The 15184-nt window shown below is 65.2% G+C and carries 12 protein-coding genes and 1 pseudogene; 7 read left to right on the forward strand and 6 right to left on the reverse strand.

Translation table 11 applies throughout. The features are described from left to right. Positions 1 to 106: 106 nt before the first annotated feature. A pseudogene (locus Q0D45_RS08540) lies at positions 107 to 406 on the forward strand (HNH endonuclease); the annotation flags it as partial. Positions 407 to 495: 89 nt separating this feature from the next. Beyond that, entirely contained in the window at positions 496 to 1251 is a 756-nt protein-coding gene (locus Q0D45_RS08545; RefSeq protein WP_293391258.1) for an enoyl-CoA hydratase/isomerase family protein, read from the forward strand. A gap of 32 nt (positions 1252 to 1283) precedes the next feature. Here Q0D45_RS08545 and Q0D45_RS08550 read toward each other — a convergent pair whose 3' ends face one another. Then, positions 1284 to 2936 (reverse strand): AMP-binding protein, encoded by a 1653-nt coding sequence (locus tag Q0D45_RS08550; protein ID WP_293391260.1) that lies wholly within the window; start codon positions 2934 to 2936, stop codon positions 1284 to 1286. Positions 2937 to 3062: 126 nt separating this feature from the next. On the opposite strand from Q0D45_RS08550, the gene Q0D45_RS08555 reads away from it, so the two are divergent. After that, positions 3063 to 3812 carry a TetR/AcrR family transcriptional regulator gene (locus Q0D45_RS08555; protein WP_293391262.1) on the forward strand — a complete coding sequence of 250 codons (750 nt, stop codon included), beginning with the start codon at positions 3063 to 3065 and terminating at the stop codon, positions 3810 to 3812. Here the strand turns inward: Q0D45_RS08555 and Q0D45_RS08560 are convergent. After that, complete coding sequence (locus tag Q0D45_RS08560) at positions 3809 to 4663, reverse strand: SDR family oxidoreductase (protein ID WP_293391265.1); 855 nt, start codon at positions 4661 to 4663, stop codon at positions 3809 to 3811. The genes Q0D45_RS08555 and Q0D45_RS08560 overlap by 4 nt on opposite strands. Before the next feature lie 257 nt (positions 4664 to 4920). Between Q0D45_RS08560 and Q0D45_RS08565 the strand changes: the two genes are divergently transcribed. From Q0D45_RS08565 to Q0D45_RS08580, 4 genes are all read left to right on the forward strand, one after another. After that, positions 4921 to 5703 (forward strand): enoyl-CoA hydratase-related protein, encoded by a 783-nt coding sequence (locus tag Q0D45_RS08565; RefSeq protein ID WP_293391268.1) that lies wholly within the window; start codon positions 4921 to 4923, stop codon positions 5701 to 5703. A 2-nt stretch (positions 5704 to 5705) separates the two neighbouring features. Then, positions 5706 to 7472 carry an acyclic terpene utilization AtuA family protein gene (locus Q0D45_RS08570; RefSeq protein WP_293391270.1) on the forward strand — a complete coding sequence of 589 codons (1767 nt, stop codon included), beginning with the start codon at positions 5706 to 5708 and terminating at the stop codon, positions 7470 to 7472. A 107-nt stretch (positions 7473 to 7579) separates the two neighbouring features. Then, positions 7580 to 7858 (forward strand): hypothetical protein, encoded by a 279-nt coding sequence (locus Q0D45_RS08575; protein WP_293391273.1) that lies wholly within the window; start codon positions 7580 to 7582, stop codon positions 7856 to 7858. A gap of 11 nt (positions 7859 to 7869) precedes the next feature. Further along, positions 7870 to 8400, forward strand: a complete 531-nt coding sequence (locus Q0D45_RS08580; protein ID WP_293391275.1) for an SseB family protein — start codon at positions 7870 to 7872, stop codon at positions 8398 to 8400. A 79-nt stretch (positions 8401 to 8479) separates the two neighbouring features. Here Q0D45_RS08580 and Q0D45_RS08585 read toward each other — a convergent pair whose 3' ends face one another. From Q0D45_RS08585 to Q0D45_RS08600, 4 genes are read right to left on the reverse strand one after another with little or no spacing between them, the layout of a single operon-like run. Further along, positions 8480 to 10735 (reverse strand): CocE/NonD family hydrolase, encoded by a 2256-nt coding sequence (locus Q0D45_RS08585; protein WP_293391278.1) that lies wholly within the window; start codon positions 10733 to 10735, stop codon positions 8480 to 8482. Beyond that, positions 10732 to 12582 (reverse strand): ABC transporter ATP-binding protein/permease, encoded by a 1851-nt coding sequence (locus Q0D45_RS08590; protein WP_293391281.1) that lies wholly within the window; start codon positions 12580 to 12582, stop codon positions 10732 to 10734. Before Q0D45_RS08590 ends, Q0D45_RS08585 begins: the two co-directional genes overlap by 4 nt. Beyond that, the gene (locus Q0D45_RS08595; protein ID WP_293391284.1) at positions 12518 to 13852 is read right to left on the reverse strand and encodes a glycoside hydrolase family 15 protein; all 1335 of its coding nucleotides are present in this window, start codon (positions 13850 to 13852) and stop codon (positions 12518 to 12520) included. Before Q0D45_RS08595 ends, Q0D45_RS08590 begins: the two co-directional genes overlap by 65 nt. Beyond that, positions 13849 to 15108 carry a glucoamylase family protein gene (locus Q0D45_RS08600; RefSeq protein ID WP_293391330.1) on the reverse strand — a complete coding sequence of 420 codons (1260 nt, stop codon included), beginning with the start codon at positions 15106 to 15108 and terminating at the stop codon, positions 13849 to 13851. Before Q0D45_RS08600 ends, Q0D45_RS08595 begins: the two co-directional genes overlap by 4 nt. Between the last annotated feature and the right edge of the window lie 76 nt (positions 15109 to 15184).

Genomic DNA, 15184 nt, shown 5'->3' on the forward strand with positions numbered 1-15184 from the left:
ACCATGTATCTCTGCATAAGGAAGTTTCGCCTTACATAGAACGGACGTCAACTACCTTCCACTGCTCCTTCACATGCTCAAAAAGACATCGGTGTCCATACATATAAATCGCAATCTCTGCCTGTACTGCGGCCGGCAGTTCTCGCCGAACGATCTGACCCGCGATCACATCATCCCGGCGTCCCGGGGCGGTGGCAGCATCTGGGAAAACTGTGTCACCGCCTGCCGCAACTGCAACCAGTACAAGGACGACCGCACGCCCGAAGAAGCCGGCATGAAACTGCTGGCCGTGCCCTACATCCCGAACCTGGCCCAGTACCTGATCCTGTCGAACCGCAGGATCCTCGCCGATCAGATGGAATTCCTGCTCGCCTACGCGCGCAAGAAGGTTCCTGTTTCGGCTTGAAGTTGAGCGTCGAGCAAGCCCACGTTCGCTAGTGCCGAAGCAGCGCTGCGCTTGCTGCGCTGCTTGGTAAACCTGTCAGGAGAAACACAGTGTTCGAGATCGCTCGCAAGAACGACATTGCGGTGCTGAGCATGAGCCACGGCAAGGCCAACACCATGGATGTGGAGTTCTGTGTAGCGCTGGCCGAACAGTTCCGCGCCCTGTCAGCGGACCCGTGCCGGGCGGTCGTCATCGTCGGCCAGGGCCGCATCTTTTCGGCCGGGGTGGATCTGCTGCGCATCGTCGACGGCGGAATGGCGTATGTCGAACGCTTCCTGCCGGCACTCAGCGCGATGTTCAACGCAGTGTTCGAATGCCCCAAGCCGGTGATCGCGGCGATCAATGGCGCGGCGATCGCAGGTGGTTGCGTGCTGGCCTGCGCGGCCGATCAGCGGGTGCTCGCCGAAGGCGCGCGGACCGGCGTGCCCGAGCTCAAGGTCGGCGTTCCGCTACCCATGAGCGCTCTGGAGATCATGCGTTTCGCAGTCACCCACCGGTATCTGCAGAGCGTGCTGTACGGCGCCGACACCTTTGCCGGCGAGCAGGCTTTGCAACGGGGGCTCGCCGATGAACTGCTTGCCTCCGGGCAGGTGCTCGAACGCGCGATCGCCGTGGCGGAATCGCTGGCCGCGGTGCCGTCGCAAGCCTTTGCCCTGACCAAGCAGGCGCTGCGCGCGGCATCGGCCGCCCGAATTCGTGCTGAGGGTCCGGCCTACGACCAGCAGGCGCTGGCGCACTGGGCGAGCCCGCAGACAGCCGCAGGCATTCGGGCGTACGTCGAGAAGACTTTCAAGCCGGCGAGGTAGAAGCCGGCGGGCCGACGAAGCGCGACGCGGGCTCAGCGCGGCGCAAGCATGTCGCGCAGCTTGTACTTGAGCACCTTGCCACCGACGGTCGCCGGCAGATCGTCCATCAGCACGACACGCTTGGGCGTTTCGAAGCCCGCGAGTCGCTCGCGACAGAATGCGATCAGCGCCGTTTCGTCGATCGTCTCGCCCGGCCGTGGCACGACGACCGCGGTGACCATTTCGCCCCAGCGCGGATCCGGCAGGCCGACGACGGCGACCCGAGCCACGCCGGGAAACTGCGCGACGACGGATTCCACCCGCAGGCTGGAAACGTTCTCGCCCCCGGACTTCACCACGTCCTTGTAGCGGTCGACCATCACGCGCAGCCCATCGTCGCGGAATTCGCACAGGTCACCGCTGTGGAACCAGCCGTGACGGAAGGCGGCGCGCGTCGCCGGCTCGTCGCGGAAGTAGCCGGCGGTGATGATCGGCGAGCGATACACCGCCTCGCCACGCACCCCGGGCTGGTCGTGCAGCGAGCGGCCATCCTCGTCCATCACGGTCGACGCGAGCAGGGGCGTCGGCAGGCCGACGATGTTGGTCGCCGGCGCAGTCTGCTGGTAGACCTCGGAATACTGCTCGACCGGAAATCGGTGCAGCGCGATGCACTCGGTCTGGCCGAAGATGCCGACGAGATTGGCGTGCGGGCTCAGCCGCTTGAGCCGCTCGCGCACGGCCGGATCGACCGCGCCCCAGCCGTAGACCACGACACGCAGGCTGCCCAGATTCGGCACCGGGTCGGAGGCCTCGGCGGTGCGGACCAGGTCGGCCAGGAACTGTGGCGATCCGGCGAAGTAGGCCGACGGGCGTTCACGGTCGATGGCGGCGCAGAGATTGGCCGGCGTCGGCGTGCGGCCCAGCACCACGCTGCCGCCGGAGAGCAGGGCCGACATCGGAAAGATCTGGTCGCCGATGTGATAGATCATCGGCAGGAAGGAGCAGATGCGGTAGTCGGACTCGAACGGCACGCCGCGCGAATACGCCGAGGCCTGGTTGAGACCCGCGAGATAGGTGCAGCTGTGGGAGATCATCACCGCCTTGGGCATCGCGGTGGTGCCCGAGGTCATCAGGATTTCCCAGATGTCGTCGCCGTGAATGCGCACTTCGGGTTCGGTCGCCGGCTGGCCGTGCATCAGTTGCGCCAGAGACGGCAGCCCGGCGCCGTCGCCGTCGCGGGTGACGATCGCCGCCAGCACCGCAATGCCGACCGCCGTCAGCGGTCCTTTCGCCTTGGGCCAGGCTTCGGCATCGATGATCGCGGCCGCCGCACCCACCTGCCTCAGCGAGTGCTCGAGCATGTCGGCGGCCATCATGGTGTTGAGCGGCATCGCCACCAGGCCGGCCTTGGCGCAGGCGATCTTGACGAGGAAGGCTTCGTTGGAGTTGTCGCAGAACAGCGCCACCCGCGCGCCGCGCGCCAGGCCGTGCGCCAGCAGGCCGTGGGCGATCGCGTTCGCCGCCTGATCTGCCTGCCGGTAAGTGACGCGCGCGAACTGCGGATCGCGCACCGCGCACGGCGCTGCCACCAGCGCCAGCTTGTCCGGCTGACTCCAGGTCATGCGTTCGAAGATGTCGCCAACGCTGATGCGCTCCCAGCGGTGGTCCGCTCGGCGGTCGTACAGGTTCTCCACGTCCAGCTTCATCGGCTTTCTCCCCCGGCGGTTTTTTTATGTGCTCACGTCCGCGTGCGCGCCGGCGCCGCAGGACGTGGACCGGCAACGCGAGCCGCCCCTATAGTGATGGTCACTCACTTCCTCCGGAAAACCCTCATGAGCCCGTCGCGTCGCGGCGCAGAGACGGCATCGAAGCTGCCTCGTCAACGGGCATCGCGCATGGCCTCCGACGAGCGCGCCCAGGAGATCCTGGCCGTGGCGCGCGACATCTTCGTGGCGCGCGGCTTCCATTCGACAGCGGTGACCGAGATCGCGGGCCGTCTCGGCGTCGCCGAAGGCACGGTGTTCAAGTATTTCCCGACCAAGCGCGAGTTGCTCAACCGGGTGATCGAGCAGTGGTACGGCGAGCTGTTCGGCGACTACACCAAGGATCTGTCGGTGATCCGCGGCGCGCGCGCTCGGTTCCGGTATCTGGTCTGGCGCCACCTGACAACGATCCGGGAATGGCCCGGCATGTGCCGGCTGATCTTCTCCGATGTGCGCTCGCAGCCCGGCTATTCGCGCTCGCCGGTGCACCGCATGAACCTGGCGTACACGGGGCTGCTGCTCGACGTGGTGCGGGAGGGCATCGCCGCCGGGGAGTTCCGTGACCACCTGCCGGTCGAACTGCTGCGCGACGTGATCTACGGCGGCATCGAGCACCACGCCTGGGGATTTCTCTACGGCCACGCCACGCTGGATGCGGAGCGTTACGCGGACCAGATCACCGACCTGGTCTGTGGCGGGATCGAGCGTCGGGAGGCGGGCGTCGCGAGCTCGCCGGAGACCGATCTCTCGGCCCTTGCCGACCGGCTCGAGCGCGTGGCGGCCAGCCTGCGCTCGCCGGACAAGGGCCCGCGCGCCTAGCAATTCGGTGACCGGTACCACTCGGGACGTCCGGCAAGCCACAGCTCGCCCCACAGCTTGCCGCCGCCGTCGACGGTCAGCGTCTCGCCGGTGATGAAGCTGGCGCTGGACGAAGACAGGAACACGCAGGACTCGGCGATCTCCATCGGCGAGCCCGGCCGCTTGAACGGATTGGCCAGCGGAAATTCGGCCACCGCTTCGGGCGGATAGACGTCCAGGCCCTCGCTCGCGGTCAGGCCGGGCGCAACGCAGTTGACGCGGATGCCCAGCGGCGCCCATTCGACCGCCACCGTGCGCATGGCGCCGACGATGCCCGCGCGTGCGGCCTGCGTGTGCGCCACGCCCGGCATGCCGCGCTCCAGCACCACGATCACGTTGACGATCGAACCGCCGCGCTTCAGGTCGCGCCAGCGCTGCGCCGCGCGCTGCATCACGAACCAGGTGTTGTTGAGATTGTTGGTGATCACCGCGTTCCAGCCGCCGGGACTGATGTCGATGGCGTTCTGTGGAAACTGGCCGCCGGCGCTGTTGATCACCAGGTCCGGCATGCCGACCTCGGCTTCGATGCGCTCGTACAGCGCCAGCACCTGGTCGTGCTCGCGCAGCTGCGCGGCGTAGCCGTGCATCCTCGCGCCCTGCGCCCGGGCGTAGTCGACCACGCGGTCGAGCTTGTCCTGCTTGCGGCCAGTGACCACCACCGTGGCACCGAGGCGCGCCAGGAGCAGCGCCACGGCGCGGCCGATGCCGCTGCCACCGCCACAGACCAGCGCCACCTGGCCGGCGAACAGATCAGGCCGAAAGGCGCTCGGGTGCTGCCAGAGGTCGTCGAGCAGCGGGTCGGCGTCGTTCATGACGGAAGCCCAGTGAAGGCCTGGGTGACGAAGCTGCAGGAACCCTCTGACATCGCCATCATCCTCAAAATTGAGTTGAACTCACTAGTGGAAATCTCGCAGGAACGACGGAGAACATCAAGCTCCGCTCCTTGCAAATATTGATGGCGCTGGGTGGTTGCCGAGACATTGACAACAAGAAGTTTTCTAATGAGTAATGCTCACTATCTGCGGATGCGCCATCCCCGGCGGCCGCCTCATCCAAGCCTGGAGCCCCGATGACCTCCCTGGTTCTCGTCGAACGCCGTGACGGCGTGCAGTGGATCACCATCAATCGCGCCGAGCGACGCAACGCCATCAACGAGGAAGTCATCCGGCTGCTCGGCGAGGGCATCGACGCCGCCGTGGCGGACCGCGCCTGCCGCGCCATCGTGCTCACCGGCGCCGGCGACAAGGCTTTCTGCGCTGGCGGTGATCTGCAGAAGAACGCGGACGGCAATCCCTTCGGCGTCGACTATTCGCGTCCGCAGCACTACATGGTGGAGCTGTTCAAACGCATCCAGAACTGCACGCTGCCGATCATCGCGCGCGTCAACGGCCATGCTCTGGCCGGCGGCTTCGGCCTGCTGTGCGCCTGCGACATGGCGGTGGCCGCGGATGACATCCGCATCGGCGCGCCGGAGTCCCGGATCGGCATGACGCCGATGACCATCCTGCCGCACATGCTGCGAGTGATCCCGGCGCGGCGCCTGCAGGAGATCTGCATCACCGGCGAGCAGTTCACCGCTCAGGAAGCGCTGGACTGGGGCATCGTCAACTACGTGGTTCCGCGTGCGCAGCTCGACGAGAAACTGGACTGGCTGCTCGCCCGTGTGACCAGCGCCTCGCCGACCGCGGTGCGCCTGGGCAAGCAGACCTTCAACGCCATCCGCGACCTGAGCCTGCGCGATGCGCTGGAGTATTCGCAGACCATGTTCGCGGCGATGGCGTCGACGGAGGACGCACAGGAAGGACGCGCCTCCTTTGTCGACAAGCGCGCGCCGCACTACACCGGTCGCTGAACGTGAGGTCTCTGCGCATCGGCTGCGGAGCCGGCTTCTGGGGCGACTCCGCTGAGGGTCCGCGCCAGCTGGTGCGCTCCGGCGAGATCGACGTGCTGGTGCTCGACTACCTGGCGGAGATCACCATGTCCCTGCTCGCGCGAGCCCGCACCAAGGACCCTGCGGCGGGCTACGCCACCGACCTGCCCGGCGTGCTTTCCGCGCTGGCCGAAGACCTCAAGGCGCGTGGCATCCGCGTGGTCACCAACGCCGGCGGCGTGAACCCGCAGGCCTGCAAGGCGGCGCTGGAGGAAAAGCTCGCCGCCCAGGGCATCGCATTGAAAATCGCCATCGTCACCGGCGACGACCTGCTGCCGCGCGCGGCGGAATTCGCGCAACTGCGCGAGATGTTCAGCAACGAAGCACTGCCCGCCAAGCCCTGGAGCTTCAACGCCTATCTCGGTGCCTTCCCGATCGCCGCGGCGCTCGCCGGCGGTGCCGACATCGTCATCACCGGCCGCTGTGTCGACAGCGCCCTGGCGCTGGGCCCGCTGATCCACGCCTTCGGCTGGACAGCGACCGATTACGACCGCCTCTCCGCCGGCAGCCTGGCCGGCCACGTCATCGAGTGCGGCGTGCAGGCCACCGGCGGGCTGGCCACGGACTGGGAAGCCGTGGTGGCGGACTGGGACCACATGGGCTTCCCCATTGCCATCTGCGAGCCCGATGGCAGCTTCGTGCTGACCAAGCCGACGGGCACCGGCGGACGCGTGGCGCCGGAGACCGTTGCCGAACAGATCGTTTACGAAGTCGGCGATCCGGCCGCTTACCTGCTGCCGGATGTCAGCTGCGACTGGCGCGACCTGCGCGTCGAGGCTGTCGGCCCGGATCGGGTGCGGGTATCGGGCGCGCGCGGACGCCCACCGTCGCCGTACTACAAGTGCTCCGTCACCGCGCAGGAAGGCTTCCGCTGCGCGACGACGATGATGGTCGGCGGCGTGGATGCGGTGCGGAAGGCAGAGGCGGTCGGCGCTGCCGTGCTGGCGCGCACGCGGCGGATGTTCGCGGCGCAGAACCTGGGCGACTACCTGCGCACCAACATCGAGGTGCTGGGTGCCGAGTCCAACTGGGGTGCCCATGCTCGCCGCGGCGACACGCGCGAAGTGATCCTCAAGATCGCCGTGCAGCATGCGGACAAGCGCGCGCTGGAAATCTTCAGCCGCGAGTGCATCCCTGCGGCGACCGCGATGGCCCAGGGCCTGACCGGATTCGCCGGCGGGCGTCCGACGCCGTCGCCGCTGGTGCGTCTGTGGTCCTGCCTCGTGCCGAAGGCCGCGGTGCCGATCCAGATCGATGCTCAGCCCTGGTCGCCACCGCCAATCGAAGTCGCCGACGATCTGTCCGTGAAAGCCGTGCCCGTGGTGGTCGAGCCGATGCCGACAGGCCGTACGCGGCGCGTCCGCCTGATCGACCTCGCCTACGGCCGTTCCGGCGACAAGGGCGACGCCGCCAACATCGGCGTGCTCGCGCGCCGGGCCGAGTTCGTCCCGGTGCTGCGCGAGCAGTTGACCGCCGCGGCGGTGAAGGACTGGTTCGCTCATTTCGTCATCGGGGCCGTCGAGCGCTACGAGTGGCCCGGCCTGCAGGGCTTCAATTTCCTGATGCAGGGCGCGCTCGGTGGCGGCGGCATCGCCTCGCTGCGCCACGATCCGCAGGGAAAGATGTTCGCGCAGATCCTGATGGACTTCCCCCTCGACGTTCCCGAAGCCCTGATAGAGCCGCGCGCGTGAAACGAGGTGTGGCCCGGTCCAGGTTTTGCCGATGGCACCGCTGATCTAAGCTGGGATCACGATCACGCAGGAAGCACGGCTCAACGCCCGATGCAGGAGGAGACCTGATGGACGCACAGCAATTCCAGATCGCGCTCGAGCACGACGGCTTCACCCCCGCCACCGCCGGCGAGTACGCCTCGGGGCTGATCAACCTGGAACACACGCATCCCTTCGAAGTGCGAGGGCTGGTGCTCTCGGGCGGGATGACGATTTCCGGTGGCGGCCAGATTCAGCGTTGCGGCCTGGGCGATGTCTTCGTCATGCATCTCGGCGAAACGCATCGCGAGGAAGTGGGCGTTGATGGTTGCAGCTACTTGTATGGCAGTCGGCAGATTGCTAGTTGAGCGCCACAAACATGATCTCTGGAAAATTCCTCCGCTCACTTTGGGCTGGTGTCTTTTCAGCTACGTCGGCAACTCAATCTGCTTATGCGGCGCCATTGGTGTCACCGGTAGACCTCAATACCCCGGTAACTAATCCGCGCTTGGTCGCAGCAATGGAAAGGCACCAAATCGACCATTCAAATGAAACGGCCGAAGAACTCTTTTCGGAGCTCAAGAAGGCGAATCTTCTAGTAGCGGCAATAATGGAAAAGCCGATTAATGAAGCCAAGCGATCCGGATTCATTATTGAGAAGGGAGAGAAGATTGGCTTCGTCGAAGTGGTTGATGACGACAATAAAAGGCTCCTTGCGCTTTTCACAGATCATCCGTCTTTGCAGCGGTTCACCGCTCAGGCTAATGCCACATTTGTAATGTCAACAAAGCAGGCTATGAGTTTTGTTTTAGAGAAAAGCTTTTATGACGGCCTCGTAATCAATCCGGGCAGCGATAAAAATTTGCGTCTTGATTCTGGATTTATCCGTCAGGTAATCGGCGGTAGGTGATGCCCCAACGGGCGCTCCTGTAGAGATACTTGGCCAAGCTTCTCTACAGCAGATACGCCGTTGAGCTAAGACGTCAACGCTATCTGCGAACCGGCAAATCAACGCTGCTACCGCTATACCAGCGAATCACCAACGGCTTCCTGGCGTCGCGAGCGGTCTCTTCCTTCACGTCCTTTCCGGAGCCGAGATTGAGTTGCTGGCCGGGCTGCTTGTTGACGCCGAGCACCAGCACGATCCGGCTGCCGGCCGCGAGCTTGCGACTGGTCAGGCGTTCGATGGTGAACGGCAGCTGCTGGCGTTTGCCGGCGACCAGCAGCCGGCGACGGGTTCGATCTTTGGCGTAGCTCGCGCGGAACTCGTAGGGATCGAACAGCTGCACGTAAGTGCCGCCGGCCATCAATTCGTAGACCGTGATCTTCAGATCGACGTCCTGCTTGTTGATCAGCAGATCCAGCTTGCCGGTCAGCTGGCCGCTGATTTCCAGCGGCTGCTGCAGCGGTTCGCTGGAGTAGACAACGGCATTCGGTGTCGCCAGAGATTTGCTCATCACGTCCGATGACGGAATTGTCAGGTCCTTGCGATCGGTGAAGTCGACGGTCTGTTCGGCGTAGCGGTCTGCCGACGCAGGCTGTAGGGCCAGTCGTCTTGGCTCGTTCGGAGCGCCGGCATCCAGAAAATAGCGCTGCGTCGCATTGGCCATCGCGGCGATCGATGGCGCGTGGCTCCACTGATTGGTGCCCATCACCTGATAGTTGACCCTGTCCTTCAACAGCGCCGGCTTGGGCGCGTTCTTGAAAATGGAGTCGAGCCACTGATAGCGCAGCTCGCGCAGATTGGTCTGCGCGACGGCATCCAGTACGTAACCCCTGAACTCCGGTGCTGGAGCGTCCCGCGCGATGTCGTCGTCGTAGGGGCCGATCAGCAAGCTGTGGTTGGCCTTTGCGTTGTAGCGCGTGTGCTCGCTGAAGTAGTAGAGCGCGCCGGCATCACCGCCGTAGTAGCCGGCCAGGGTCAATACCGGGATATCGACCTTGGCGAACTGCTTGCGGAACGGGATCAGCTTCTGCCAGTAGCGGTCGTAGCTCGGGTGATCCAGCCATTCGTCGAAGGCGCGGTTCGGCGGCGCGAAACGGCGATCCAGATCGCGGTAACGCTTGCCGCTGGTGAACCAGGTCTGATCGAGCAGTCGCCAGACCCTGTCGTCCGTGCTCGGCGCGGCCACGCCTGCTTTGAGTGGCGGTGAGGTATTGAACTGCGCCCAGCGATACGCCGAGTTTCGGACGATGTTGCCGCTCATCGGGAAGTCGATGCCCGGCGCGGACGCGAAGCTGGTGGCGATGGCCTTGAGCGCCTTCGGCGGACGCTTGGCGACGGCCCAGGCGGCGGAGCCGCTATCGGTGCTGCCGACCATGCCGACCCGGCCATCGCTCCAGCTTTGCTTGGTGATCCAGTGGATCACCGCGCGCGCATCTTCGCCGTCGTGGGTGAACGGGGTGACTGCATTCGGGCTGTTGATTCGCTTGCCGCGCGTGTACGCCACCACGCCGACATAGCCATGGGCCGCCGCCTCGCGCACCGAATCCTGATTGACGTGAATGGTGAACTCGAGCAGGGTCGGCAGCGGAATCGCCGCGTCCTTGGGGCGGATCACCACCGCCTGGATCTTCCGCCCGCCTGAGGTCTTGATCGTCACCTGCTCGTCGGCGATGTAGCGGCGTCCGCCGTCCTCGGAATCGAGCGCTTCGATCAGCGGGCTGAAGCTGCGATAGGCGTCAAAGGACAGATAGGTCCAGATCAGATCCACCGCCTGGTTGAAGTTGACGCTGCCCCCGGCGCGGTACTGATCGAAGGACTTCTGCAAGGCTTGCTCGAACACCGCGCGCGGTGTCTCCAGCCAGACCGTAACCGCATGCGCGTCGCGATCGTTGAGCCGCGGCACCACTTCCTTGAAGGCTTGCTTGAAGGCATTGGCGAACGGCACGCGTTCGGTAGTCTCGATGGACCTCGCCCGCGCGTAGATGTCGTAGAGCACGGCCTTGTCGACCGGGCGTGGCAGGTCTGCCGGACGCTGCCGCTCCTGCAGCGACTGGCGCGTGTCATAGGCCGCCGTGTAATCGCCGGCGACCAGCTGCAGCGCGGCGAGATTGGTCAGGTAGCGATCGGTATCGCGCTCCTCGTAGACCGGCAGGATGCGGGTCGCGAGATCGCGCATGGCCGCGGGGGTTGAAGCGTCGTTGGCGGTCGGCGGTGGGCGGAATTCGAACGCCTGCGCCAGTGCCAGGCCCGGCAGCAGGCTCAGCAAGCACAGCAGACTCAGCCAGGAGAATCGCTTCATGGACGATCACTCCCGGGAGCGGGAGGCGGCACTTCCGTGGTCGCCTTGACCAGATGCAGCACGCGGGAGAACAGACGGTTGCCGGTCTCTGCGGCCTTGCCGATGTGGATGATGCTGGTCGCCGACAGCTCGTGGCTCAGCACGTCGATGACCCGCTCGAGCGACTCGTCCTCCAGCATGCTCAAGGCCTCATCCATCACCAGCCACGACGGTGATTGCAGCAGCACGCGCGAGAATGCGAGACACATCTGGTCCTCGTGACTGAGCTCGCGATCCCAGCGCAGCTCGGCGTCGAGCAGCGGCACTAGCCGCTCCAGCCCCAGGCGCTTGAGCGCGTGCTCGCAGGTGTTCTGCGCGAAGCGGTCAGCCGCCATCGGGTAGGCGAGCACGTCGCGCAAGGTTCCACTGGGCAGGTAAGGCGTGCCGCGCGGCATGTACAGGATGGCCTCGTCCGCCGGGCGGGTGATTTCGCCGACGCCCCAAGGCCACAAGCCGGCCAGGGCGCGGAACAGCAGGGTCTTGCCGGTGCCGGCGGTGCCCAGGATCAGCACCCGCTCGCCGGCGCGGACGACGACATTCGCCTGGTCCAGCCGATCACGTCCCGGTGCCGATTCAACTTCGAGCCCATCGATGCTCATCGATCCGCTGGCGCCATCGGTATAGGTGATGCGGCTCGCGTAGCGAACGATCTCGGCATTCGCGGTCAAGGCTTCGCGGAAGCCGGCCACGCGCAGCAGGGTGGCGCGCCACTCGGCGATGGTGCCGAAGTTGTCGACGAACCAGCGCAGCGCCTGCTGCGCCTGGGTGAACGCGGCGGCGGCCATCATCATGCCGCCGAAGGAAATCTTGCCGGTCAGATACAGCGGCGCGGCGATCAGGATCGGCGCCACCAAGGTCGTCCAGCCGAAGCCGGCGGTGACCCAGGTGAGGTTGGTCCAGCCTCGCACCAGTCGGCGCATCGCCGCCATCACGTCGCCCAGATGGCGTTCGACTCGACGCTTCTCATCGGCCTCGCCGGCGGCGAGCGAGATGCCGTCCAGATGTTCGTTGATACGCACCAGCGCAAAGCGCAGCTCGCCTTCACGCGAATAGCGATCGGCATTGCGCGCGATCAGGCTGCGCCCCACCCAGTAACTCAGCAGCGAGCCGGTGCCGGCATAGAGGATCGCGGCCCAGACCATGAAGCCGGGCACCGCGTAGTCGATGCCGCCGATGCGGATGCTGAAGTCCGCGGAGATGCCCCACAAGATGCCGGAGAAGGAAATGAACAGGATCGAGGCCTGCAGCAGACCAGCGCCGAGATCGGTCGACAGGTCGCACATCTTCTGCGCGTCTTCGGTCATCCGCTGATCGGGGTTGACGCCCATCGGCCCCGCGGTCGACAGCCAGAACGCGCGGCGCGGCAGCATCCAGTGGCCGACCAGATCGCGCACCACGCCTTCGCGCAGCTTGATCTTCAAGCTCTCCACAACCCAGCGCTGAAAGACATTGAGCACCAGCAACACCGCGGCAATCATGAAGAACACGCCGAGTTGCACCAGGAACTCGCGCAGGTCGCGGCGCGACAGCGCGTCGTAGAACGGCTTGTTCCAGCGGTTGAGCACGATCTGCCCGAACGAGGTGCCGATGATCACCAGCAGCAGGCTGCTCATCAGGACCTTGAGCGAGCGCCCCACCGACGACGCAAACAGCGCCCGCCGCAACGTACCGAGCTGACGGAACACACCCGAGCGAGCGCCAGCCTCGGCCGCCAGCGCGGCGGCATCGGCTGCTGCGTTGTCGTTAATGGTGCTGCCCCAGCCCCAGGGCCGCACGCCGGGCGGCGAGGCAGGAGATGAAAGCGGCATAGCTCCAGGCCAGATGCTTGGCCGAGGTTTGCCGGCCGTTCTGCTGATCGAACTGTTCGGACAGCGCGCCACTCGCCGGTGTGTAGACGCGCACCGTTTCCAGATAGGCATCGCCGCGTGCGATCCAGCTCGCGGCCTGGTCCGATTTCATCGCGGCTCGAAAGCAGAACTCCGAAGCACCCAGGGTCGAGAAGTAATAGGCGCCGCCCGAGTAATAGACATCACCCGGATAGCGGCCCATCGCCGGGCCACGATCGGCCGCGCGATTGCGATTGATCGCATAAAGCCCGTCGAACAGGGTTTCGAGACGCGCCAGGGTTGCCTGCATGCGCGGGTCGGCGACCGAGTGTTTCGGAGCGCTGGCTTCGACATGGATGGCCGCGAGGATCACGGCGATATCCAGCTCCTTGGACGAACGCTCTCCGGACACCAGAGTCCGCGATCGGTAGCAGTTCTCTTCGGCCAGCCAGAAGCCATCCAGCGCCTTGGTGAGCATCGAAGCCTCGGCACGACAGCACAGCGCCAGACCGGGCTCAGCCTGCGACTCGAACCATCCGGCACCCTGCTCAAGTGCTGCGGCCGAGACTCTCAGCGTGTAGTAGTGCAGCCCGTTCTCTTCTTCCCAGATGTCGAAGGACGGCTCGTGGCAATGCTGCAAGGTGAATTCGAGATTGGCGCGAATCAGCGCAGAGAGATCGGCGCTGACGGCCGGCGTCAGCGCAACATCACGCGCCCAGCGCATCAAGGCCAGCGCTTGCAGGGGCGGGCCATCGTGCTGCGGCCGTGCCCACTTGGAGATGTCCAGGCTGCCATCGGGATTGACCCGGGTTTCCGCGAACGCCGCATCGCCGTGCACGGCGGCGAGATCGTCGTCTTCCCGGATGAACTTCAGGAAATCCGCAGCCACACCATCGCGCCGCGTTGACGATGCCGCCAGTGCGCGCCCGTCCAGCTTCCGCAGTGACAGGCTGAAACGCAGGAAGTCGGCGAACTGCTCAAGCGCTTGCGCGCCGACCACGCCCTCGAGAAACAGCAGACGCAGTGCGTCGATCACCACCGCCGAATCGCGGTACCAGTGAAAGAAATAATCCGGGTCCGGATCGTAGGCGCCGATCACCGGCGAAGCGATGATGCTGCCCTTGACCGGACGCACGGTCTGGCCGAAACCCGGACGCGTCTTGACCAGATCGACCGCGGACACGCTCTTCAGCATCGCGGTCGCTGCATAGGCCGCTTGGCGATCCAGCCACTGATGAAAAGTCTCGGTCACGAAGCAGCTCCCGCTACCAGATGCGGGCTGCTGAAGCCCAGCCGGCGGAGGCCGTTCTGCACTTCGGGCACGCTCATGAACAGCTTCCACAGCAGGCCCGTGCGATGGTTTTCCATCATCACCACGATGGGCCCCTGGTCGATCGCCAGAAAGGTGTCGGCGGTCCAGTCGTGCTGTTCGTTGAAGGCGTCGACGAAGCCGTATCGCTTCCAGATTTTCTCGCCGTGCTCGCGCAGGAAATAGCGCAGCGTAGCCATGACTTCGGCAGGCGCATACGGCAGGCTCGAAAGCGCGGCGGTCGGCGAGATGGTGCCGTTGTCGTTGTCCGGCGCATGGGCGCCATAGCCGGCGTGATCGTCGCTGGCGGTCAAGCCCCAGCAGGACTCGCTGTAGCCCTTGAAACGATGCGGATTGGCGATGCAGTGCACGCGATTGATCTGCACGTGCCGGCAGTTCAGATCCCAGTAATCGGCATAGCGATCCTTCAGGCCGTGAGGATCGAGGCCGCAGAACGAGTAGTGACTGAAGAACAGCGGCCCGCCATAAGCCTGACCCAGCGGCAGCTCGATGCCGTAATAGGACTTGCCGTTGAGAAAATCACGTCCGGTCGCGTAGCCGCGGTGATAGACCAGCGGATCGATCGGGTAGCGCTTGGAACCCGCCGCCAGTACGTAGGTGATCAGGCACTCGTTCCAGCCGTGGATCTCGTGATCCATCGCCCAGCCGTTGTTCGGGCTCCAGTGCCAGTACAGCAGCTTGCGGCCGCCTTGCGTGTACCAGTCCCACTCGACTTCTTCGCTGATCCAGTTGATGCGATCGCGCAGCTTTTTCTCGGCCGGCGTGTCGCGCTGAAAATACTGGCGCGCACACAGCAGGCCCATCACCAGGAACGAGGTTTCGACCAGATCACCCGCGTCATCCTTGCGGCTGAAGGCGATGGTGGCGCCGGTGAGGCCGTTCATGAAGTGCGGAAATGCGCCGTGATAGCAGGGCGCCCGCACCAGCACGTCGAGCATGCTGCTCAGGCGATCCAGCGCCGCCTCACGGCTGACCCAGCCGCGCTCGACGGCGACGATGATCGCCATCACGCCGAAGCCCGTACCGCCGGTGGTGATCAGATCATCGACCGGCTCGTCGCGGGTCGTGCGCCGGTCTGGCGCCAGGCCGCTGACCGGATGCGCGCCCTTCCAGAAGAAGTCGAAAGTCTGGCGCTGGACCTGTTCCAGCAGCGCCTCGTCTGGTAGTTCGGCAAGCACCGCGGGACTTTCTGATCGTTCGGCCGCGACTGTCGCCGCAGGACGACGGCGCTCTTCGGCACTCTCGGTATTTTCC

This window comes from Nevskia sp. (genome assembly GCF_023266035.1).
Classification (GTDB): Bacteria; Pseudomonadota; Gammaproteobacteria; order Nevskiales; family Nevskiaceae; genus Nevskia.

Coding starts and splice junctions, on each gene's coding strand:
- Q0D45_RS08555 (WP_293391262.1), top strand. CDS start 3,063: ATGAGCCCGTCGCGTCGCGGCGCAGAGACGGCATCGAAGCTGCCTCGT.
- Q0D45_RS08585 (WP_293391278.1), bottom strand. CDS start 10,735: ATGAAGCGATTCTCCTGGCTGAGTCTGCTGTGCTTGCTGAGCCTGCTG.
- Q0D45_RS08575 (WP_293391273.1), top strand. CDS start 7,580: ATGGACGCACAGCAATTCCAGATCGCGCTCGAGCACGACGGCTTCACC.
- Q0D45_RS08580 (WP_293391275.1), top strand. CDS start 7,870: ATGATCTCTGGAAAATTCCTCCGCTCACTTTGGGCTGGTGTCTTTTCA.
- Q0D45_RS08550 (WP_293391260.1), bottom strand. CDS start 2,936: ATGAAGCTGGACGTGGAGAACCTGTACGACCGCCGAGCGGACCACCGC.
- Q0D45_RS08590 (WP_293391281.1), bottom strand. CDS start 12,582: ATGCCGCTTTCATCTCCTGCCTCGCCGCCCGGCGTGCGGCCCTGGGGC.
- Q0D45_RS08560 (WP_293391265.1), bottom strand. CDS start 4,663: ATGAACGACGCCGACCCGCTGCTCGACGACCTCTGGCAGCACCCGAGC.
- Q0D45_RS08565 (WP_293391268.1), top strand. CDS start 4,921: ATGACCTCCCTGGTTCTCGTCGAACGCCGTGACGGCGTGCAGTGGATC.